The sequence below is a fragment of the Maribacter sp. 2-571 genome (genome assembly GCF_050589625.1).
In the GTDB taxonomy this organism is placed as follows: Bacteria; Bacteroidota; Bacteroidia; order Flavobacteriales; family Flavobacteriaceae; genus Pelagihabitans.
In genome coordinates, this window is sequence record NZ_JBNGOP010000002.1 from 212,036 (window position 1) to 235,495 (window position 23,460).

Below are 23,460 nucleotides of genomic sequence, written 5' to 3' on the forward strand. Positions count from 1 at the left end.
GAATGAGAAACTATCAATTTTCCATAAAGCTATTCGTAGTCTTTTTTCTAATGGCGATTGTTTTATGTGGATGTCAACAAAAGCAGACCGAAGCCGATATCCCTTGGATTTCCTTGTTTGACGGAAACACCTTTAACGGCTGGAACCAAAAAGGAGGAAAGGCCCATTACACCATTAGGGACGGAACTATAGTGGGAACTACGGTATGGGATACCCCAAACTCTTTTCTAACCACGGATAGCTTATTCGATAATTTTATTTTGGAGTTTGAATTTTTGGTCGACCCTGCGATGAACTCCGGGCTGCAGATCAGGAGCAATAGCGTTCCTAGCTATCGACATGGGAATGTTTACGGCTATCAAATAGAAATTGACCCTTCGGATAGAGCCTGGAGCGGAGGAATCTACGATCAATCAAGACGTGGCTGGTTGTGCCCGTTGGCCCAAAACCCGAAAGCGAGAAAAGCGTTCAAGCAAAACCAATGGAACCACTACCGAATAGAAGCCATTGGGGACACCATAAAAACATGGATAAACACTATTCCCGCCGCTCATCTGATAGACGATGTTACCAACAGGGGTTTTGTTGCCCTGCAGGTGCATGAAATTTATGAGAAAAAAAATGAAGGAGCTGAAATCATTTGGCGGAACCTTCGCATTCTCACCGAAAATATTTCAGAATACACCCGAAAAAGCGAGCTTCCACCAATTGTCACAAAAAATACGCTCACGGCCGCCGAAATAAAAGAAGGTGGTTGGAAAATGTTATGGGACGGCCAAAGTACAAAAGGATGGAAAGGAGTGCATTCGGACACTTTCCCAAGTAATCGTTGGCAAATAAAAAATGGAGCTTTATCAGCTCAAACCCAGGATAATAACAAAACAAAACGGGGAAACGATATCATGACCGAAGAAACCTTTGGTGATTTTGAGCTGAAATTGGACCTTAAAATTATACAAAAAAGCAAATCGGATATCATAAGCCATACGGCAGCGGAACTGGAGAAAGCCAAAGACATAGTAATAGGCTTGACGTATCAAATCGATGAAAACATACATCTTACCGCTAACAAAAATGAAAAACGGCGTTACAATGATACCAGCGCTTCCCTTATAGAAATGATCATTCTTGACTCCAAAAAATCGGTTGCAGTAGTCGGGGAATGGAATACCGTCCAAATAAAACACCATAAGGGACAAATAGAACACTGGTTGAATGGAACAAGGGTACTTTCTCAGGAATTGAAAAGTGAAGGACTTCACCAAACATCAGTGCAAAATCGAGATCAAAAAAGACTTGATTTTTTGCGTATCGACAAAGGACATATCGTACTTAATAACGATAGCGGTGCAATTTCTTTTCGAAACATAAAAATGAAACAATAGACCTGAGAAGTGCTTGAATTTTAAGAACCGTGTTATACGAGAGAACGCAAAAAAAAAGAATTTTAAGGCAACGACATCGAGTTTTAAAGAAATTATAAAGAATTAAAAGAATGCGCTTAAATAGTATCGATCAGTACTTTAAATACCTATCAAAGCTTGGAATAAATAATTATAATGTATTTTTCAGTTCAAAATCCACACCTAACCGCTTTAGCCGAAAGTAACATGAAACGTAGAGAATTTGTAAAGAAGGGAAGTTTGGCATCTTTTGCCATAGGAAGCACTAGTGTCGCTTTGGCGAAAACGTTTGTCAAAAGCCCGAACGACGCCATTCGATTGGGAATTATAGGGACAGGTTCACGAGGTGGCGGCCTAATACCCCTCATCAATGAAGTACCGGGCATAACCGTTACCGCCTGTAGCGATATACTCCCTTTTCGACTTGAGGATGGTCTTAAAAAAGTAGCGGGACAAAAAGCGAAAGCCTTTAAGGATTATCGAAAGCTTCTGGAAGATACCGATGTGGATGCGGTACTGATCGCAACACCCCTAAGTACGCATTCCAAAATAGCCATGGACGCCCTTGATGCGGGCAAACATGTGTATTGCGAAAAAACAATGGCGAAAGGTTATAGAGGTACCCAAGAATTGGTTACAAAAGCGATGCAGTCCAAGAGTATCTTTCAAACGGGACACCAATACCACAGTTCTCGTCTGTATACGCATGTGGTGGATCTGATTAAGAACGGCAAGGTAGGCAACATTATCGCCTTCGAATGCCAATGGAACAGAAATAACGACTGGCGCCGTCCTGTTCCGGAACCCGAGTTGGAAAGGTTGATCAATTGGCGGATGTACAAAGAATTTTCTGGAGGTCTGGTAGGCGAGCTGTGCTCCCATCAAATCGATTTTGTAAACTGGGTAACCGATTCGGTCCCCCTTCGGGTAATGGGAAGCGGTGGAATCGACTACTGGAAAGACGGAAGGGAAACCTACGACAATATTCATTTGCTTTACGACTACCCAAAGGGCATCAAAGCAAAGTTTACCTGTATTACCAGTAATGCCCTGAACCACTATCAAATAAAGGTCCAAGGAGATAAGGGAACGATCATATTGGATTACTTAAAAGCTTGGTTTTACCCGGAGGGTAGTTATGACAAAAAAATCGGAGAAGTGGATGGTGTGGCCGGAGCAACAGTTTCTTGGGACGAGGGAAAAGGCATACCGATCGAAGTAAGCCATGCCGACCCTAGCAAACAGGCCATTATGGATTTCAAATCAAGTATTCTCTCCAACAGTAGACCGAGTTCCGATATCGAATCCGGTGCAAAAGTCGCCATCGCCGTTCAAATGGGGCTCGACGCCATGTATAAAAACGAAATTGTTGGTTGGAACGATTCGGTACTAGAACAAAGATAAAACCTTAAGGTAACGCTATGATACGGTTTCGAAAAATGTTTGGTTGCGGAGGGGTTATACTAGAAGCCAAAATGCTATCCTCCCAAAATTAGAAGTAGTACCATTTCTACCTGAAAAATGGCAAATCGCTATTTAAACATTCGAAACGATAGGAAATCGCAAGCAATATTATTCCTCGGCCGCAGTGTCATCGGAAAAGTCCGTGATGCCATGGTCCAACAACATATTGTACCACTGGATTACTTTTTTGATATCGCTGGGATATACACGATCTTCATCATAGTCGGGAAGTACTTCAAAAAAATATTCTTCCAACTTAATTTTGTCCTCCTTATGCCCTATGGAAGTCTTTCCTCCCTTTTCTTTTACCTGAATGTTCAAAAAAACTTGGCGCAAGGGAACTTCCTCCTCCAAAGTGTATATCGCAATTTCCGAAAGTACACTTACATTGCTCCTTAGTCCAACGGTCACTTTCTTTCCCGTTAGCAACGACTCCGCAACAAAGCCGGTTCGGGTCTGTGTTATCAATTTAAAAAGTCCCGGTTTACCACCGATGGAAAGTATTTTTTCTAAGCTCATGATACCTAATACGATTATGCCGCAAATATGCTACTTTTATGCGGATTGAAAGCAAATCACCTTGCTTTTTTCATCTCTGGAAAACGCATGCGATAGTCCACCGCTATTTTACCCTGTGAAATCTGCTTTAACCTCCCTTTCAACAGCCGCTTTTTTAAGGTGGAGAGTTTGTCCGTAAAAAGAACGCCCTCTATATGGTCATATTCATGCTGAATGACCCTTGCCAATAAACCATCATAGGTTTCCCGATGTGGCTTAAAGTTTTCATCCATATACGAAATGGTTACCGTACCTTTTCGTTTGACATCTTCACGTACATCCGGAATGCTCAAACATCCTTCATTGAAGGACCAATCCTCTCCGGTCTCCTCTTCGATCTTAGCGTTGATGAACGCCTTTTTGAAGCCTTTTAAAGCCGTCCTTTCCGTTTCGGAAAGTTCTTCATCATCTGAAAAGGGTGTGGTGTCCACTAAAAACAGACGAATGGGCCGTCCGATCTGTGGAGCGGCCAAACCGACACCGTTCGCATTATACATAGTATCCCACATATTGTCGATCAAATTGGACAGTTCCGGATAGTCGGCATCAATTTCTTTGGCCACTTTTCGCAAAACGGGGTCGCCGTAGGCCACGATGGGTATAATCATTGAAATCTGTTTAAATAGGCCTGCAAAATAAGGGTCGCACTTATTTCATCCACCAAGGCCTTGTTCTTTCTTTTTTGTTTTTTCACCCCGCCCTGTACCATCGCTTGAACGGCCATTTTAGATGTAAAACGCTCATCTTGCCTTGCAATGGGAATATCGGGAAAGGTAGTATTCAACTTTTTCAAAAAGGGTCGGATCAACGCTTCCGATTCCGATGGGGTGTTGTTCATTTGTTTCGGTTCACCAACCACAAATCCGCAGACCTTCTCGGTAGCGACATACGTTTTCAAAAACAAAAAAAGGCGATGCGTTTCTACTGTGGTAAGTCCCGAAGCAATCAATTGCAGTTCATCCGTAACCGCAATTCCCGTTCTTTTTTTACCGTAATCCAACGCCATAAGCCGTCCCGCCATCCCTTTTTTTGGCAAAAATAACCCATAAATTGTTATAAGTATAAAATTGGACCCGAATTCGTTCACGACCTATTATATTTGCAAAAATTTTTAAGCAAATCCATGAACGAATTAAGACATATCATTGAAAATGCCTGGGAAAATCGGGAACTTTTAAAAGAAACCGCTACGCAAGAAGCGATCCGTGAAGTAATAGCGCTTTTGGATTCCGGAAGCCTTCGCTGTGCAGCGCCTACCGATAACGGTTGGCAGATCAATGAATGGGTAAAAAAAGGGGTCGTACTCTATTTCCCGATACAAAAAATGGAGACCTTGGAAACCGGCATCTTCGAGTATCATGATAAAATTCCGTTGAAAAAGGGATATGCGGACAAAGGGATACGGGTGGTACCACATGCTGTGGCCCGGCATGGTGCATACATCTCCTCCGGCACCATTCTTATGCCCAGTTATGTAAACATCGGCGCCTATGTGGACGAGGGAACCATGGTAGATACTTGGGCCACGGTAGGTAGCTGTGCCCAAATAGGAAAAAACGTTCATCTTAGTGGTGGTGTAGGCATCGGTGGGGTTTTGGAGCCCCTTCAGGCCTCCCCCGTCATTATCGAGGACAACGCTTTTGTAGGCTCAAGATGTATCGTCGTGGAAGGTGTCAGGGTAGAAAAAGAAGCTGTTTTGGGAGCCAATGTAGTATTGACGGCCTCCACCAAAATTATCGATGTTACCGGTAGCGAGCCCATTTCAATCAAAGGTAGGGTGCCCGCTCGGTCGGTTGTTATACCAGGGAGCTACACGAAGAAATTTCCCGCAGGGGAATATCAAGTACCCTGTGCCCTTATTATTGGAACACGTAAAGAAAGTACCAATAAAAAAACATCATTAAACGATGCGCTTAGGGAATATGATGTAGCGGTTTAGTAGTTTTGTAGGAATTTTGTAACGGAACATACTTTTTTGGTTTTTTTTCTGTTATTATTCTATTACCAAGCCAAGACCCCTATCCATAGTAAAGCGTCATGAACAACCAAAAAGAGAAAATATCGGCCCTGATTATCTCCTATAACGAGATCGGCTACATTGAAAAGTGCGTGGAATCGGTCAGTTTTGCCGATGAAATCGTCGTTGTTGATTCCTATAGTACGGACGGTACTTATGAATATTTAAAAGCGCATCCCAAGGTGCGGGTCATACAGCACCCCTTTTCCAATTTCACTCTTCAGAAATCCTTTGCCTTAAAGCAGGCTACAAATGATTGGATACTTTTTTTAGATGCTGACGAAATTGTTACCGAGGGGCTCAAGACCGAAATTCAGCAAACGGTGGCCAGCGATACCGACGTTGTTGCCTACTGGTTTTACAGAAAGTTCATGTTCCAAAACAGTCCTTTACATTTTAGTGGCTGGCAGACCGATAAGAACTATCGCTTGTTCAGAAAGAGTAAAGCTAAATTTTCAGATAAGAAAATTGTGCACGAAACCTTGGACGTCGATGGCAAATCGGGGGTGTTTACCGAAAAGCTGATGCACTATTGCTACAAGGACTATGAGGATTACAAAGGCAAAATGCTACGATATGGGCGCCTAAAGGCAAAAGAATCCTTTTATCGTGAAAAACAGTTCAACTATGCCTCTTTGGTGGCTAAGCCGTTATGGAAGTTCTTTAACCACTTTATCATACGACTTGGCTTCTTGGACGGTAAAAAAGGGGTAATCATTTCTTATTTGAACGCCCTTTCCGATTTGGAGCGATACCGCGAACTAAAAAAATTGGAAAAAAAGAACGAACTCGCCTACTATTTACTGATGCCTTAAACGTTTATTGGAGGGTAAAGGCGATTATATGGAACAAACGTAAACCTTCCCACAGAGAGAAGGCTACTCACCTTTTTTAATTTTCAATGCCATAGTGGGTCCAAACCCGTTTTTCCCTTTTGGTTTTTTTACGTATGGCCATGTTCTTGGCAATGGATTCGGGAGTTTTATATCCTCTTTTATGATCCAAGTGCACGCAAACAGCGCTATATCGTAATTGCTTGGATTTAATTCCGAAATTAAAAAGGCGTTCTCCCAATTCCCTATCTTGCCCACCGTATTGCATTCGTTCATCAAAACCGTTAACATTTAAAATGTCTTTCTTCCATCCGGAAGAGTTATGGCCGTTCCAACTGGCATTGGTCGGAGTAAAGGTGTTGAACAATTTGGAAATAAGACCTCTAGCGGTCAACTTGTTGTTGCGAAAGGTTTTTGGTATCCCCATTTCCTTTAACCATTTGATATTGAAACACCGCTGTTTTTCAATATCATCTTTAGTGATGCCTTTTGAAATGTTCATTGGTAGCATGTAGTACCCGCCAGAAATAAAGTAACCTTTGCTCCTGTTCACATTGTGTACTTCCACAAAGTCCTCTCTTGGGATGCAGTCCCCGTCGGTCATGATGATGTAGTCCGCATTGCAGGCAACAACTGATTTATTTAAAATTCGGGATTTTTGAAAACCGTCATCTTCCTGCCAAACGTGAACGATATTGTAGTGGACCAGCCCCTCCATCTCCTCTAGCAACTGTTTGGTTTTGGGACCGGACCCGTCATCGGCGATAACAACCTCAAAATTTTTGAACGTCTGAAAATGGAATCCCCATAAAACCTTCTCTAACCACTCCTCAGAATTAAAGGTGCTGATAATTATGGATATTTTGGGTGTTTCCATGTATTGGTTTAAGTAAATGGCTAAAATATAAAACTCTTATTGTTTATCTTTGAAATCAATAAATTTTAATACAAAATGTTTAAAAAGGTAATTTATGGAATTCTAAAAAAATTCAAATTTTTGCCTCCTTCATTTTATGTAAAAATCTATTATGAATATTATGTCGGGAAAAAACTGGACCTCAAAAACCCGATTGAATTCAATCAGAAATTACAGTGGTTAAAGGTTTATTACAAACCCCCTATTCTTACCCAGCTGGTAGACAAATATTCGGTGAGGGAATATGTCGCCGATACCGTTGGCGAGGCCTACCTGAACGAACTTATAGCAGTATATGATAAAGTAAGTGATGTCGATTTTGCTGTCTTGCCCGAACAATACGTGATGAAAGCGGTTCATGGTTATCATTTTAATATTATAGTACCGGAAAAAGCGAAATTGAACACGCTAAAATCAAAATTGTTGTTGACGAAATGGATGCACAAAAATCAGTATTATCGTGGCGGACTGGAATGGGCCTATAAAAATGTAAAACCCAGGATAATCGTCGAAAAATATCTTACTCAGATCGGAAAGGAATCGATAAGCGATTATAAGTTCTTTTGTTTTGGCGGAGTGCCCAAGTTCATTCAGGTAGATGTGGACCGTACCGTTGGGCATGCTCGTAGTTACTACGATATGGAATGGAAAAAGATGAATTTGGCCACAGATGGAATCAAACCATATGAAGGCGAAATGGAACGTCCTAAAAATTATGATGAAATGTTACTGGTTGCAACAAAACTTGCAGGCGACTTCCCTTTTGTTAGGGTAGACCTCTATAACTTGGATGGTAAAATACTTTTTGGTGAGATGACATTTTATCCCACCGATGGTCGAATGGACTTTATTCCCGACCATTTCAATACCACAATAGGCAATTATTTGACGCTACCTACCATCCCAAAGGGTCAAGAGTACATTACCAAAATCCAGAACTCCTAATCGCAAAATCATCGGCACCATAAATGAAGGTATTTAAAGAACTTCCGATTTCAATCCTTCAGAGTTGTAAGCTCATGCTTATTCCCGCTCGCATCCTAAATAGAAAAGAAAAGGAGGTTGTGCCGGCCATTGTTTCACTTACTTCAATTCCGTCCCGTTTATCCACCCTCCATCTGGTGATAAGAAGTCTGCTGAATCAGGACAGCAGCCCCAAGAAAATACTTTTATGGTTAAATGATGATTTAAAAGGCAAACTCCCAAACAAATTGTCACGTTTGGAATCCGATATTTTCAACATAAAATATTCGCCATTGACCTGTTCCCATAGGAAATTGGTCCATACCCTAGAATGCTACCCGGAAGATATTATCATTACCTGTGATGATGATTTGATGTACAGGAAGAACTGGCTTTCGAAAATATATAGGGAACATCAAAAACAAACCGATGTGATCATTGGGAACCATACCGTACATGTAAATCACGACAACGAAAACAACCCATTACCTTTCAAACAATGGCGCCAAAAGTATGTTACCGTAACCAACCCAAAAGCTTTGGTTCCCATTGGTGCATGGGGAATTCTCTATCCTCCACGATCGCTTTCCAAAATTACCGTGGACAGTGAATTATTTTTAAAACTAGCGCCGAAAGCCGACGATTTATGGTTTAAGGCCATGGCCTTATTAAACGGCACCCTTTCGGTACAGTCGACCGATCTCCCAAAAGAACCCATTCCGATAGTAGGCTCTCAGAAGGTAGCACTTAAAAAAGAAAACTTGGGAAAGGACAAGAATACAGAGCAATGGAATGCCCTGAACAAAGCATTTAACTTAAGTAATTTGATTTTGGGCCAATGACCGAAGAAATCAACAAATGTCTAGAAGTACTTAAAAAAGGGCAACTTATCCTTTACCCAACCGAGACCATTTGGGCCGTCGGCTGCGATGCCACTAATGAAGAGGCCGTTAAAAAGGTTTACGATCTCAAGGAACAGGAACCCGGGAACGGTCTTATATGTCTGGTGGCAAATGATGCGATGTTGGAACGCCATATTCCAGAAGTTCCCGAACTCGCCTATGATCTCATGGACGTCTCCGAAAGTCCGATTACCCTGGTATACGATAATCCAAAAGGAATCGCTTCAAACGCATTGGCCAAGGACGGTAGCCTGGCGGTGCGTGTCGTATCCGACAAATTTTGCCGGTACCTGATCAATGCATATCGCAAACCTCTGATCGCCACTTCGGCCCGCACATCGCAAAACCCGATACCAAAAACGACGGAAGATATTGAACGGTCCATTTTAAAAGAAGTCGACTATGTGGTACCTTTACCCTCCAAAATTAGCAACGGTAGCCGTTCTTCGATAATCAAAATTGGAAATGACAGCAGTGTAAAGATTATCCGAAATTAAAAATCGCAATAGGCACCAACCGACAGCGGTGGACTGTCATACGCTACAAAAGCAATAGGCCCATCTTGTGAAGGCAACCGATGGTCCGATTCGTACAAAGGGCGGTAAAACAGAGCATTCCAATGGTACCGTTATCGTTCGAAGACATCGATTGTATCATAATAAAAAAGTATCCTTGAATCATAAAGAAGCATTAAAAGCCCCCATTTTTAAAACAATATCGGAAGCAGCCGAACTCCTCGGAGCGGAATGCTACGTAATCGGAGGATTTGTTCGTGACTACCTGCTCCAAAGAGGGAACGCAAAGGATATCGATATCGTAATCGTGGGAAGCGGAGTACAACTGGCCAAAACCGTAGCCGATCGGCTCGAGGGAAAACCCAAGGTTACCGTTTTTAAAAACTTTGGCACGGCAATGATCAAGGGAGATGACCTCGAAGTCGAATTCGTAGGGGCCAGAAAAGAAAGCTACGACCGTAACAGTAGAAAACCCATCGTTGAAAACGGCACCTTGAAAGACGACCAAAATAGAAGGGACTTTACGATCAACGCCTTGGCATTATCCTTGGCAAAAAATAGTTTTGGCGACCTTATAGATCCTTTTGCCGGTCTACAAGACCTCGAAAACAAATGTATTCGAACACCCTTGGAACCCGGAGTCACCTATTCCGATGATCCCTTGCGTATGCTCCGTGCCATTCGGTTCGCCTCTCAATTAAAATTTACCATCCAAAAGGAATCCTTGGCAGCTATCGCAAAACATAAGAAACGGTTGAAAATTGTGTCCAAAGAGCGAATCGTGGATGAACTTCATAAAATTTTGGCAAGTCCAAAACCGTCCATCGGGCTCTCCCTGCTGCACAAAACGGAACTCCTTCCCTACATACTGCCCGAACTGATCGCTCTGGAAGGTATAGAAGAAATAGAAGGGCAACGCCATAAAGATAATTTTTGGCATACTTTGGAAGTAGTCGACAATATCGCCGAAACCACAGAAAATCTTTGGCTTAGATGGGCCGCCTTGTTGCACGATATTGGAAAGGCACCCACAAAAAAATTCCACAAAAAAATTGGTTGGACTTTCCATGGCCACGAATTTGTAGGGTCTAAAATGGTGTATCGCCTGTTCAAAAGACTTCGGATGCCCTTGAACGATAAAATGAAGTTCGTACAAAAAATGGTTTTGATGAGTTCTCGCCCCATTGTGCTCTCCGAGGACTATGTAACGGATTCTGCCGTCCGGCGATTGGTTTTCGACGCCGGGGAGCACGTAGAAGACCTTATGACACTTTGCGAAGCCGATATAACAACCAAAAATCCAAGAAAACAACGGCGTTATAAAAACAACTTTCAACGGGTCCGGAACAAAATAGTAGAAGTGGAAAACCGTGACCATATCCGAAATTTTCAGCCCCCTATCAGTGGCGCTGAAATTATGGAAACCTTCGACCTAAAACCGTCCAGGGAAATAGGGGTGATCAAAGAGGCCATAAAGGAAGCCATTTTAGAGGGAACCATACCAAATGAATATGCCGCCGCAAAGGAGTACATGAAAGAAAAAGGAATTGCATTGGGGCTATCCCCAAAAAAGTAGTATTGTCGTCAATTCCTACATAGCCAACTGCATGTAAGAAACATGCCCTTTACCTATAAAAAAAGGCCTTTCACCGACAATTTAACAGGAAATCACAACAAAAGAGTGTTTTTATTAAAGGTTTACCGTTACATTTGTTAAAATTTTAACGCTGTCTGTACCTACCCGATAGTGCTATTTAAAAAAACACTAACCATAATCCCCTTTTCCCATGGAACATTGTTTCACTATCCCACGGATGAACATCCTAGGGCAAATCTGCCCAAACCAAAATTCTCTAATAGCGAAATTTAGGTGTAAAAATTCTTGATTGTAGAATAAAACCGGAATTAAGCAGTTGTAATAAAATTATTATAAGTAAAAACTTACATTTAATTTAGTTTTTACTTATAATTATTATGATTTCTATTATTTTCAATACAAAATAGTGACCGATAACGGTCAAAATGGGTCCAACATGGATAAATCATTAACCAAAGAATTTAGTTCCAATCAACCACCAAAAATTGAGTTTATGAAACACTTTAACGTTCTGAACCTTTTCAATACAAAAAGGGTATTTTACCTCCTATCCATTTTTTTAATGACCAGTGGGTTTTGGAATACCGCTACTGCACAAATTACCACGTCAGCGAGCATTCTAAGTTCCGGCTTCACTACCGAGGGCGAGTACGTGGTATGCTATCGTGTAGAACTTGAAAACAATGGTACTACGGATGTCTGTAGTCCACAAATAACGAGTAGTCTTGTGACCGCACCGGGATATCCTTCCATCCTAAGGATAGAGGCTATCGGCTTATCGCAGTCCGGTTTTAACGGTGCGGATTTAAATACCACCGGAACAGCTTTTAACACCGGAAATCCCGAAGGTGATGCAATCGATCCGGCAACCATAAAATGTATTCCTCCCGGAGGACGGTTGCGTCTAGCCTACAAAGTGTATTCCGACCCTGCCGTGGTGGGCGATGGTACTATAGTTACCGTAAGCCATACCACTTCAGGTATTGATGGTGCCGGAGCAGGCGCCACTGTTACGGACACCCAACAATCGAACGTAACACTTACCAGTACCAATGTCATTCCAGGAGCCGCCATGCAAGCATTTCAAGGAGGGGCTTCACTTCCAAATTCTTCTACTTTGGATGTGAATTTGGACGGTACCTACGATTTTACATATCGGGTAACCTTAGGAAACTATCAAAATGATGGCGGAACGGGTATCAATGCAACCAATATTACATTTACGGATAACTTCAGTCATATATTTGGCATTATGCCCATTAATTCGGTGAGTGTGGTCCCCTCACCTGCGGGCAACCTTACCCCCAATCCAAATTTTAACGGTGGGGCATCTACCGTTGGCGGCGCAACCGTAACACCCGACATTACCATTGTATCCGGTGGTACCCTTACCCCCGACCAAACCGATTACGTGGATGTTGTCTTAAATGTGGGGCCTACTACCAATACTGCCAACCGTTTTACCAGTGGTATCGTATCGGCGGACCAAGATGTATTGGGAGGCCGGGTATCCGAAATTTCCGTATTTGGACAAGATCCGGAAAGTGGAGATTCAAGAGGACCGGCAGACGCCTGTGGTGGCGGAACTTCGGTTCGTTTCGGGTTTACCGGACAACTGAACAGTAGTAAAAGCCTAATAGACTATCGGGCATCCGCAAGTGGTACTCCAGGTCATTATGACCTTACTTACGACATCTTGGTAGAGGCAGATCCATCCAATGATATCAACTTAAAAAGACTTTCCGCAATCGACGACATCGAAAGTACCTTTGGGAGCGCCTTCATAGGTATTGTAGGTGATCCGGTAATAAATAACATCGATGCAAACAGTCCTCCATTGCCGAACACCGCTTACGACGGTGAAACCGGTACCGGGGTCGGTAGCAATGTAGACCTACTTGCCGGTTCACAGGCTGACATTTTAGGACCGGGAGAACGTTTCCTGATTCGATATACGGTCGAGGTAGACTTGAGTAATTCCGTAACCCCATTGAACAATATTGTAGAGGTTTCTGCAGCCAACACCAGTAACCAACAAGTAAACGTAGTAAACAGCAACGCAAGTTTTGATTATGTGGATACCGATGGGGACGGTGTTCCCGATTTAACAGACCTTGATGACGATAACGACGGCATTCCCGATACCGAGGAGCAATCTTGTGGAACGGGAGGAAATTTTGGCCCAAGACATTTTTACAGTAACAATACCCCAGGCACGTATGACCTTGACCCCTTTCAAGACCCGGTAGGACCTTTTAACAATATCAGTCCCCAAAGCTTGGGAGGAGGGGTAAGCCTTGTTCCCGCGGCCGGTGACGCAGCGGGTGCGCCCTACCTTAATATCCAAGGGGTGGATCAGACCACCTTGGCCGATGCCATTACCTTCGGGGATTATGTGGAATTTACTTTTGATACCGATGCCAGTGATGTAGGCTGGTACATATACCGTTTCAGTTGGTCCGTTTTTAATGGAGGGCCTTCTTCCCAGCCGCGGCGTAACGATTTTAAGGTAGGCGTACTAATGTCCGACGATGGTTTTACTACGAGCACTACGGTACTTCAGGATTATGTTCCTTCCATACTTCCAAGTTTTGATGACAACCGTTTTCTACAGACCCCCTATTATCTGGCGCCTTCTTCAAGCTACACCGTACGCATTTATGCATACGATGCACCTACCGCGGACGGACAGGCGACCTATGATGATATCGCGTGGCTATACGATTCCTGTCAGATACTGAACAATGATAGCGATGGTGATGGCATCCCCAACAATTTGGACTTGGATTCCGATAACGACGGTATCCCCGATATCGTAGAGGCTGGCGGTACCGACGCCGATGGCGACGGACAGATAGACTACCCCACCCCGGGAGACCCTTCTACAATGGTAGATGCCGATAACGACGGACTTGCCGATAGTGTCGATAACGTCGACAGCGGGTCGAGTTCCGGTGAGGTAACCAGTGGTACGCCATTGGCCAACCCCGACTCCGACAACGACGGCGTAGACGACAGGCTCGACCTAGATTCCGACAACGACGGCATTACCGATATCCGAGAGGCTGGTGGTACCGATGCCAACAACGATGGAGAGGTAGACTACGCCACTCCCGGTGACCCCACCACAATGGCGGATGTCGACGGAGACGGCTTTACCGACACCATCGATACCACTGAAGGAGGTACCGCACTGCCCGACACGGACATCGATGGAGACCTGACCAAGGACAGGGTAGACCTAGACTCCGATAACGACGGGATTTATGATGTGGTCGAGTCCGGAGGGGCCGATACCAATGCCGACGGAAGGGCGGACGACGACGACAACAACGCGGACAATACCGCCAGTAACGGTATACCCACATCCGCGGGAACGGGCAACATTCCAACGGAGACCACTACGGGTACGCCCGACCACCTGAACCTCGATAGCGACGGTGATGGTTGTTCCGATGCCAACGAAGCATACGTGGACCCCGCTGCCGATGGAGGCGACGGTGGACAATACGGAACGGGAACCCCCGCTCCCACCACGAACGGACTGGTCGATGCTGCGGGATATGACACCGGAGCCGTATCAGCAGTGACAGATGCCAATAATAACGTGGCATGTCAAGATTCCGATGGCGATGGGATTCCGGACCTTGTCGATCTCGATGATGATAATGATGGCATCCCGGATATCGTAGAATGTGCGGAGCCGAACGACATAGGAAATACAGGCCCCGGTACCGTAGGCTCCGGAACATTTGTGGAGCAATTGGCCTTTGTCCAGTGGGGTGGAGACTTTGCGGATGGTGTAGATATTGGTGACACCCTTACCCAAACCCTAAGCGATGGAGCGCAGATAACGATTACCGTTACCGACGCAAATGCGGGTTCTAAATTTTTTGTGCCCGATGGAATCGCATCTTTTTCCGGAGCTTTGTTACAAACACAATATGACGATAACGGGAACAACTATGCCCTATATTCGAGTACGGATGGGGAAGAATTGGAAATGACGGTTCAGATTACGGCGGTAACCGCCACCGGCATACCGTTCTTACCTTCAGTGATTTTCACGGATGGGGAACGTACCGATAATAACGAAACAAATGTTGCCACCACCAACGGTACTCCATGGACACTTTCTGAGGAGGTCGCCTACAGCGGAAGCGGACCTATCGTTTCTGGAGCGGGAACATTGACCGTTTCTATTGATGACACCGTAAACGGGGTTCCATTATTCCGTTCGGACGGCGTAACGGAACTACGCTTCAGCACATCGGACATTCCAGGACCGACCGATGGAAGACAGGCCATTACCTTTGGCTTTTTAACGCAGGCAGATGATGACTTTGATGGTATCGCCAACTGTTTTGATAGGGATTCCGATAACGACGGTATCCCCGATATCGTGGAAGCCGGTGGTACCGATGCCGATGGCGACGGAGAGATAGACTACCCCACCCCCGGTGATCCTACCTCAATGGTGGATGCCGATAACGACGGACTTGCCGATAGTGTCGACAACGTGGACAGCGGCTCCGGTGCCGGAGAGGTGACCGATGGTACGCCATTGGCCGACCCCGACTCCGACAACGACGGCCTGGTCGACAGGCTAGACCTGGACTCCGACAACGACGGTATTACCGATATCACCGAGGCCGGTGGTACCGATGCCAACAACGACGGAGTGGTGGACTACGCCACTCCGGGCGACCCATCCACTATGGCGGACGTGGACGGAGACGGCTTTGGCGATGCCATAGATACCACCGAAGGAGGTACCGCCTTGATAGACGAGGACACCGATAACGACGGGACCAAGGACAGGCTCGACCTGGACTCCGATAACGACGGGATCTACGATGTGGTCGAGTCCGGAGGGGCCGATACCAATACCGACGGAAGGGCCGACGACGACGACGACAACGCGGACAATACCGCCAGTAACGGTATACCCACATCCGCGGGGACCGGAAACGTCCCGACCGAGACCACTACCGGTACACCGGACCACCTGAACCTCGATAGCGACGGTGACGGTTGTTCCGATGCCAACGAGGCGTACGTGGACCCAGTGGCCGACGGCGGCGACGGTGGACAGTACGGAACGGGAACCCCCGCCCCTACCACGGACGGACTCGTCGATGCTGCCGCATACGATACCGGTGCCGTGGCCGCAGTGACAGATTCCAATAATAACGTGGCATGCCAAGATTCCGATGGTGACGGTATTCCCGATCTTTTCGACCTTGATGACGACAATGATGGCATTCCCGATACCGTAGAGGGTACAGGGGACGCCGACGGCGATGGCATTATCGATGCCCTCGACCTGGATTCCGATAACGACGGTATCCCCGATATCGTGGAAGCCGGTGGTACCGATGCCGATGGCGACGGACAGATAGATTACCCCACCCCCGGTGATCCTACCTCAATGGTGGATGCCGATAACGACGGACTTGCCGATAGTGTCGACAACGTGGACAACGGCTCCGGTGCCGGCGAGGTGACCGATGGTACGCCATTGGCCGACCCCGACTCCGACAACGACGGCCTGGTCGACAGGCTAGACCTGGACTCAGACAACGACGGTATTACCGATATCACCGAGGCCGGTGGTACAGATGCCAACAACGACGGGGAGGTGGACTACGCCACTCCGGGCGACCCTACTACCATGGTGGACGTGGACGGCGACGGCTTTGCCGATGCCATAGATACCACCGAAGGAGGTACCGCATTGATAGACGAGGACACCGATAACGACGGGACCAAGGACAGGCTCGACCTGGACTCCGATAACGACGGGATTTACGATGTGGTCGAGTCCGGAGGGGCCGATACCAATACCGACGGAAGGGCCGACGACGACGACGACAACGCGGACAATACCGCAAGTAACGGTATACCCACATCCGCGGGGACCGGAAACGTCCCGACCGAGACCACTACCGGTACACAGGACCACCTGAACCTCGATAGCGACGGTGACGGTTGTTCCGATGCCAACGAGGCGTACGTGGACCCAGTGGCCGACGGCGGAGATGGCGGACAGTACGGAACGGGAACCCCCGCCCCTACCACGGACGGACTCGTAGATGCCGCGGCATACGATACCGGTGCCGTGGCCGCAGTGACAGATCCGCTGCAGTCCGATACCTGTAACGATTCCGATGGGGACGGTGTTCCGGATCTTTTGGACCTTGATGACGACAACGATGGCATTCCCGATACCGTAGAGGGTACAGGGGACGCCGACGGCGATGGCATTATCGATGCCCTCGACCTGGATTCCGATAACGACGGTATCCCCGATATCGTGGAAGCCGGTGGTACCGATGCCGATGGCGACGGACAGATAGATTACCCCACCCCCGGTGATCCTACCTCAATGGTGGATGCCGATAACGACGGACTTGCCGATAGTGTCGACAACGTGGACAACGGCTCCGGTGCCGGAGAGGTGACCGACGGTACACCGTTGGCCGACCCCGACTCAGACAACGACGGCCTGGTCGACAGGCTAGACCTGGACTCCGACAACGACGGTATTACCGATATCACCGAGGCCGGTGGTACCGATGCCAACAACGACGGGGAGGTGGACTACGCCACTCCGGGCGACCCTACTACCATGGTGGACGTGGACGGCGACGGCTTTGCCGATGCCATAGATACCACCGAAGGAGGTACCGCCTTGATAGACGAGGACACCGATAACGACGGGACCAAGGACAGGCTCGACCTGGACTCCGATAACGACGGGATTTACGACGTGGTCGAGTCCGGAGGGGCCGATACCAATACCGACGGAAGGGCCGACGACGACGACGACAACGCGGACAATACCGCAAGTAACGGTATACCCACATCCGCGGGGACCGGAAACGTCCCGACCGAGACCACTACCGGTACACCGGACCACCTGAACCTCGATAGCGACGGTGACGGTTGTTCCGATGCCAACGAAGCGTACGTGTCGGCAATCGCCGATGGCGGAGATGGCGGACAGTACGGAACGGGAACCCCCGCTCCTACCACGGACGGACTCGTCGATGCGGCTGCATACGATACCGGTGCCGTAGCCGCAGTGACGGATGCCTTGGATACCACGGCATGTCAGGACAATGATGGCGATGGGATTCCCGATATTATCGATCTTGATGATGATAACGATGGCATTCCCGATACCGTAGAGGGTACCGGGGACGCCGATGGCGATGGCATTATCGATGCCTTCGACCTGGATTCCGACAACGATGGTATCCCCGATATCATAGAGGCCGGTGGTACCGATGCCGATGGCGACGGACAGATAGACTACCCCACCCCCGGTGATCCTACCTCTCTGGTGGACACAAATAACGACGGATTGGATGATACCATAGCGGCCGTCCCTTTACCGGACCCAGATTCTGATGGAGATGGAATAAAGGACCGCTTGGATCTTGATGCCGACAATGACGGTATTCCCGATGTAACCGAAGCCGGTGGTACCGATGCTGATGGCGATGGTGTAATCGGCGGCTTTACCGACACCGATCAAGATGGTTTGGCCGATAGCGTTGATCCGGTCGGTCCAGCTACACCTGGTACTCCATTACCACGACCGAACAGTGATAGCGATAACGTTCCAGATTGGTTGGATATCGATTCAGATAACGACGGAATTACCGATGTAACCGAAGCGGGTGGTACCGATGCCGATGGCGACGGACGTATCGATGGCTTTACCGATGCCGATGGCGACGGATTTACGGACAGTGTAGATACCGACGACAGTACCACCCCAACACCTTTGGATGGTGCGGGCACCGAATTACCGGCACCTGATTTTGATGGGGACGGAAGACCGAACTATCTCGACATCGATTCCGACAACGACGGGATTACCGATGCTACCGAATCTACCATTGCGATCGGTGAGGATGCCGACGGGGACGGAGAAGTAGACGGTTTTGTAGATGCCAACGGTAATGGATATGACGATGCTACCGAAACCGAGCCGCTTACCTTAAGTAATTTTGATGGCAACGGTGGTCCTGACTATTTGGACATCGATAGCGATGACGATGGTATTGTAGATAACATTGAAGGACAATCGACCGACGGTTACGTTGCCCCATTAGGCATCGACACTGACAATGATGGATTGGACGATGCCTACGATAGCGAAACCAATTCAACAGGTATTGACCCTGTAAACACCAGTGGTAACGGTGCTCCCGATTATTTGAATCTGGATACCGACGAGGATGGTATTTCCGACCTGATCGAAGGTTGGGATACCGATGCGGACGGCACCCCGGAGGTAACACCTTCTGGAAACGATACCGACAATGATGGGTTGGATGATGCTTTCGATCAGGATTTGACATTACCGGAACCGACCAACAGCGGGCAAACCCCAAATTCGTTCCCAGACGCACAGGTTGCCGGAGGTGATCGTGATTGGAGACAGGGTGCCGATGCGGATGGCGACGGTGTGCTGGACGATCAAGAGATTGCCGATGGCACCGATCCTAACGATCCGTGCGACTTCCTTATGGCCAGTATTACCGAACCTCAAGGAGGTAGTTACCTCACCGCCGATTGCGATGGTGACGGGGTTACCAACGAACAGGAAATAACGGACGGAACCAATCCAGAAGATCCTTGCGAATTTTTGGAAGCCAGTGTCACTTTAGAGCCATCTGGCGACTATCTCATATCGGACTGTGATGGCGACGGCGTTACCAATGCGTCCGAAATTGCGGACGGCACCGATACGAACGATCCTTGCGACTTTGACCCGACAAGTGTTTCGGTCGACCCATCTGGCGAGTATCTTACTACGGATTGCGATGGCGATACCATACCGAACGGTCAAGAGTTGATCGATGGTACCGATCCGAACGACCCATGTAGTTCAAGAGGCGGTACGCCACCTGCCGGATCGGTATGCGATATAGAAGTCGATAACGACTTGGTAGGACCACAGATCGATGAAGGGTTCTTTAGGATAAATAACATTAATGCGTTCCCTAACAATACCGTGCGTATTTATAACCGCTGGGGCATATTGGTTTTCGAGACCAATGGCTATGACAACGGGAACAATAATTTCCGTGGCATCTCCAATGGTAGGGCCACCATCCAAAAGAACGAGGAGTTGCCGGTAGGGGTCTACTTTTATATCATAGACTACGTCAACAACGGTACCTCTAGGACCAAGTCCGGATATTTATATGTCAATCGATAATCAAGCAACAACCAATTACTATAAAAAGATACCATGAAAAAATTCTTTATAGCTTTAACGTTGATACTGGCCGCGTCGAATGGTCTTTTCGCCCAACAAGATGCACAATACACCCAGTATATGTACAATACCATTGCAGTGAACCCTGCTTACGCCGGTTCACGGGGCGTACTGAGCTTGAACGGTCTTTACCGAACGCAGTGGATAGGATTGGACGGTGCGCCGACCACTTTTACCGCAAACTTTCACACCCCGGTGTCCCGACGCGTCGGGATCGGGCTGTCCGTGGTAAGCGACGAAATCGGTAACGGTACCAACCAGGACCAGTATTTCGACGCGGTGTTCTCCTACACGGTGCCTACCTCGGAGAACGGAAAGCTCTCTTTTGGTTTAAAGGCCGGGGGACATCTGCTTAACGTAGACTTTACAAAGCTCCAAAATTACAGGGCCGATCTTAATGCGACCAATCTGGACAATATAGACAGTAAGTTCTCTCCAAATTTTGGAGCGGGCGTCTATTACCATACCGATAAGTTCTATGCCGGGGTATCGGTACCCAATTTCCTAAAGACCCAACATTTTGATGACGCATCGGGCAATGCCTCCTTTTTGGCAGAGGAACGTTTGAACCTATATCTGATTACCGGATATGTGTTCGACCTAAATCCCGATCTGAAGTTCAAACCGGCAGCCTTGGTAAAGGCCGTCAGTGGGGCTCCCTTGCAAGTGGACGTTTCCGCGAATTTTATGTTCAATCAAAAGTTTACCTTGGGAGCCGCCTATCGGTGGGATGCCGCGCTGAGTGGACTGTTCGGGTTCCAGATCACCGATCAGTTCATGTTAGGGCTTGCATATGACAAAGAAATTACCGAACTGGGCAATACCGCATTTAACAGTGGCTCTTTTGAGATTATGTTGCGCTACGAGTTCCTTACCAAGTACAAAAAAGTAATAACCCCAAGATTCTTCTAAAACATACAGCCGATGAAAACAGTAATATCAAGTATCCTTTGTACCCTTTTCGCCATTGCGATCTGCAACGCGCAGGACAAAAAGGTAGAAAAGGCCGGAGACAAGTTCGATTCCTTTGCATATGCCGGGGCAATCGACGATTATGAAAGTCTGGTCGAAAAAGGATATACCGACGAACAGATATTTAAGAACTTGGGAGATGCGAACTATAAGAACGCCGACTATGATGTAGCGGCCGACTGGTATAGCAGGCTCTTCAAATTGGAAGGAATCACCGTAGACCCCGATTATATGTACCGCTATGCGCAATCGCTCAAATCGAACGAAGAGTATGAGGCGGCCCGCGCATGGATGCAAAAATATGAAGAGGCAAAGGCAAGTGATCGTAGGGCCAAAGTTTCCAAAGCCAACCCGGACTATCTTGAAAAGATCAAAGCGCGATCCGGACGTTATGAAGTGAAAAGCCTTTCCGTGAATTCACCACAGTCGGATTTTGCCCCATCGTTCGATGGCGACAATTTGGTTTTTTCCACCGCTAGGGATTCCGGCATTACGTCAAAAAGGGTACATCTATGGAACAATAGTGCTTTTTTAAACCTGTACAGCGCTACGCCGGATGCTTCAGGGGAATATACCAACGCATCCAAACTATCCAATGCCCTGAACAAAAAAACCCATGAATCCTCCACCGCGTTTACCAAGGACGGTACCACGGTGTACTTTACAAGGAACAATTCCAATAATGGAAGATTTTCAAGGGATGACGCCGGAGTGAGCCGTTTAAAGATCTATCGCGCCAATTTGGATAATGGCAATTGGACCAATATCATTGAGTTACCCTTTAATGACGACTCCTATTCCGCGGCCCACCCTACCCTAAGTCCGGACGAATCCAAACTGTACTTCGCTTCCGATATGTTGGGCAGTGTGGGACAGTCCGATATTTTTGTGGTAGACCTGCATAGCGACGGTAGTATCGGTGTACCAAAAAACTTAGGAAACGAGATCAATACCGAAGGTAGGGAAACGTTCCCTTACGTGACCGACGAGAACGTACTGTACTTTGCATCGGACGGTCATCCGGGACTCGGCGGGTTGGACGTTTTTGCGACCAGCATCAAGGATCTGGACAATCTTTACATTATTAATGTCGGGAAACCGATCAACAGTGAGGAAGACGACTTTTCGTTTATCATCAATGAAGAAACCAAAAAGGGTTTCTTTGCCTCGAACAGGGAAGGTGGCCAAGGAGGCGACGACATTTATGCCTTCACCGAAAACGACCCCATAGATCTGGTTTGCCATACAATGGTCAAAGGTACCGTTACCGACGACGAAACCGGCAATCCGATGGGGAACGCCAAAGTTGCCATTTTTAACCGGAATGCCGAACTGGTATCCGAAACCCTGAGCAATGCCGATGGAAGCTTTATGTTAGAGGGCGACTGTAAGGACGGCTCCTACAAGGTAGTAGCGACCAAAGAAGAATACAATGATGGCGATACCGCATTCGAGGTGGTCGGTGCCAATAACACCGAAGACGTTGAAGTCCGTTTAAAGAAAACCATTAAACAGGCCGATGAGGGAACCGATTTGATCGCGTTCTTAAAATTGGAACCGGTATACTTTGATTTGGATAAGGCCGATATCCGTCCTGACGCGTCGAGGACCATGACGGCCGTTATCGAATATATGAATACCTTTCCCGACATTAAGGTACAAGTACAATCCCATACCGATGCCAAAGCAAGCACCGGTTACAACAGTGGTCTTTCCAAAAGAAGGGCGAAAAACACTGTTGCCTATTTGATTGCCAATGGCATCGATGCTTCCCGAGTTTCGGGAGAAGGTTTTGGGGAGTCGCAATTGACCAACGAATGTAATACGCGGGAAAGTTGCCCAGATGAAAGACATCAAGAAAACCGAAGATCGGAATTTATCGTTGTCCGTTAGGGACGCATAACTTATCATTAAAAAAGGCCGTTCGTTATCGAACGGCCTTTTTTTGTGGGCGGCATAAACGTAAAGGGCCGTTATACCATTTCTGGTGTTAAGCACCTTTGAAACTATTGTTCCTACTCT

General features: G+C 47.0%; 15 protein-coding genes. 11 read left to right on the plus strand and 4 right to left on the minus strand.

Annotation, left to right across the window (positions count from 1 at the left end; genetic code table 11):
* The first annotated feature begins 2 nt into the window (after nucleotides 1-2).
* Both ACRD7P_RS02300 and ACRD7P_RS02305 read left to right on the plus strand, forming a co-directional pair.
* Nucleotides 3-1,385, plus strand: coding sequence for a 3-keto-disaccharide hydrolase (locus ACRD7P_RS02300; protein WP_430905862.1), 1,383 nt, complete (start codon nucleotides 3-5; stop codon nucleotides 1,383-1,385).
* 225 nt (nucleotides 1,386-1,610) lie between these two features.
* Entirely contained in the window at nucleotides 1,611-2,807 is a 1,197-nt protein-coding gene (locus tag ACRD7P_RS02305) for a Gfo/Idh/MocA family protein (protein WP_430905863.1), read from the plus strand.
* Between the two features lie 168 nt (nucleotides 2,808-2,975).
* Here ACRD7P_RS02305 and ACRD7P_RS02310 read toward each other — a convergent pair whose 3' ends face one another.
* The 3 genes from ACRD7P_RS02310 to ruvX are packed head-to-tail and all read right to left on the minus strand — an operon-like array spanning nucleotide 2,976 to nucleotide 4,446.
* The gene (locus tag ACRD7P_RS02310) at nucleotides 2,976-3,386 is read right to left on the minus strand and encodes a DUF5606 family protein (protein ID WP_430905864.1); all 411 of its coding nucleotides are present in this window, start codon (nucleotides 3,384-3,386) and stop codon (nucleotides 2,976-2,978) included.
* A gap of 56 nt (nucleotides 3,387-3,442) precedes the next feature.
* Entirely contained in the window at nucleotides 3,443-4,033 is a 591-nt protein-coding gene (def, locus tag ACRD7P_RS02315) for a peptide deformylase (protein WP_430905865.1), read from the minus strand.
* On the minus strand, nucleotides 4,030-4,446 hold the full coding sequence (gene ruvX / locus ACRD7P_RS02320; RefSeq protein ID WP_430905947.1) for a Holliday junction resolvase RuvX: 417 nt from the start codon (nucleotides 4,444-4,446) through the stop codon (nucleotides 4,030-4,032). Before ruvX ends, def begins: the two co-directional genes overlap by 4 nt.
* Nucleotides 4,447-4,548: 102 nt before the next feature.
* On the opposite strand from ruvX, the gene ACRD7P_RS02325 reads away from it, so the two are divergent.
* Nucleotides 4,549-5,364 (plus strand): 2,3,4,5-tetrahydropyridine-2,6-dicarboxylate N-succinyltransferase, encoded by an 816-nt coding sequence (locus ACRD7P_RS02325; protein WP_430905866.1) that lies wholly within the window; start codon nucleotides 4,549-4,551, stop codon nucleotides 5,362-5,364.
* 98 nt (nucleotides 5,365-5,462) lie between these two features.
* A complete protein-coding gene (locus ACRD7P_RS02330; protein ID WP_430905867.1) occupies nucleotides 5,463-6,257 on the plus strand; it encodes a glycosyltransferase family 2 protein in 795 nt (264 codons plus the stop codon).
* Nucleotides 6,258-6,333: 76 nt separating this feature from the next.
* Here the strand turns inward: ACRD7P_RS02330 and ACRD7P_RS02335 are convergent, their stop codons facing one another.
* On the minus strand, nucleotides 6,334-7,152 hold the full coding sequence (locus ACRD7P_RS02335; RefSeq protein WP_430905868.1) for a glycosyltransferase family 2 protein: 819 nt from the start codon (nucleotides 7,150-7,152) through the stop codon (nucleotides 6,334-6,336).
* Nucleotides 7,153-7,272: 120 nt separating this feature from the next.
* Between ACRD7P_RS02335 and ACRD7P_RS02340 the strand changes: the two genes are divergently transcribed.
* The 7 genes from ACRD7P_RS02340 to ACRD7P_RS02370 all read left to right on the plus strand — a co-directional run bounded on the left by ACRD7P_RS02340 (nucleotide 7,273) and on the right by ACRD7P_RS02370 (nucleotide 23,331).
* The gene (locus ACRD7P_RS02340; RefSeq protein WP_430905869.1) at nucleotides 7,273-8,136 is read left to right on the plus strand and encodes an ATP-grasp fold amidoligase family protein; all 864 of its coding nucleotides are present in this window, start codon (nucleotides 7,273-7,275) and stop codon (nucleotides 8,134-8,136) included.
* Nucleotides 8,137-8,159: 23 nt separating this feature from the next.
* Complete coding sequence (locus ACRD7P_RS02345; protein ID WP_430905870.1) at nucleotides 8,160-8,996, plus strand: glycosyltransferase; 837 nt, start codon at nucleotides 8,160-8,162, stop codon at nucleotides 8,994-8,996.
* On the plus strand, nucleotides 8,993-9,553 hold the full coding sequence (locus ACRD7P_RS02350) for an L-threonylcarbamoyladenylate synthase (protein WP_430905871.1): 561 nt from the start codon (nucleotides 8,993-8,995) through the stop codon (nucleotides 9,551-9,553). The genes ACRD7P_RS02345 and ACRD7P_RS02350 overlap by 4 nt, the downstream gene beginning before the upstream one ends.
* Before the next feature lie 175 nt (nucleotides 9,554-9,728).
* Nucleotides 9,729-11,147, plus strand: a complete 1,419-nt coding sequence (locus ACRD7P_RS02355) for a CCA tRNA nucleotidyltransferase (RefSeq protein ID WP_430905872.1) — start codon at nucleotides 9,729-9,731, stop codon at nucleotides 11,145-11,147.
* A gap of 457 nt (nucleotides 11,148-11,604) precedes the next feature.
* Complete coding sequence (locus ACRD7P_RS02360) at nucleotides 11,605-20,406, plus strand: gliding motility-associated C-terminal domain-containing protein (RefSeq protein ID WP_430905873.1); 8,802 nt, start codon at nucleotides 11,605-11,607, stop codon at nucleotides 20,404-20,406.
* A gap of 33 nt (nucleotides 20,407-20,439) precedes the next feature.
* Nucleotides 20,440-21,378 carry a PorP/SprF family type IX secretion system membrane protein gene (locus tag ACRD7P_RS02365; RefSeq protein WP_430905875.1) on the plus strand — a complete coding sequence of 313 codons (939 nt, stop codon included), beginning with the start codon at nucleotides 20,440-20,442 and terminating at the stop codon, nucleotides 21,376-21,378.
* A 12-nt stretch (nucleotides 21,379-21,390) separates the two neighbouring features.
* Complete coding sequence (locus ACRD7P_RS02370) at nucleotides 21,391-23,331, plus strand: OmpA family protein (protein WP_430905876.1); 1,941 nt, start codon at nucleotides 21,391-21,393, stop codon at nucleotides 23,329-23,331.
* The last annotated feature ends 129 nt before the right edge of the window (nucleotides 23,332-23,460 follow it).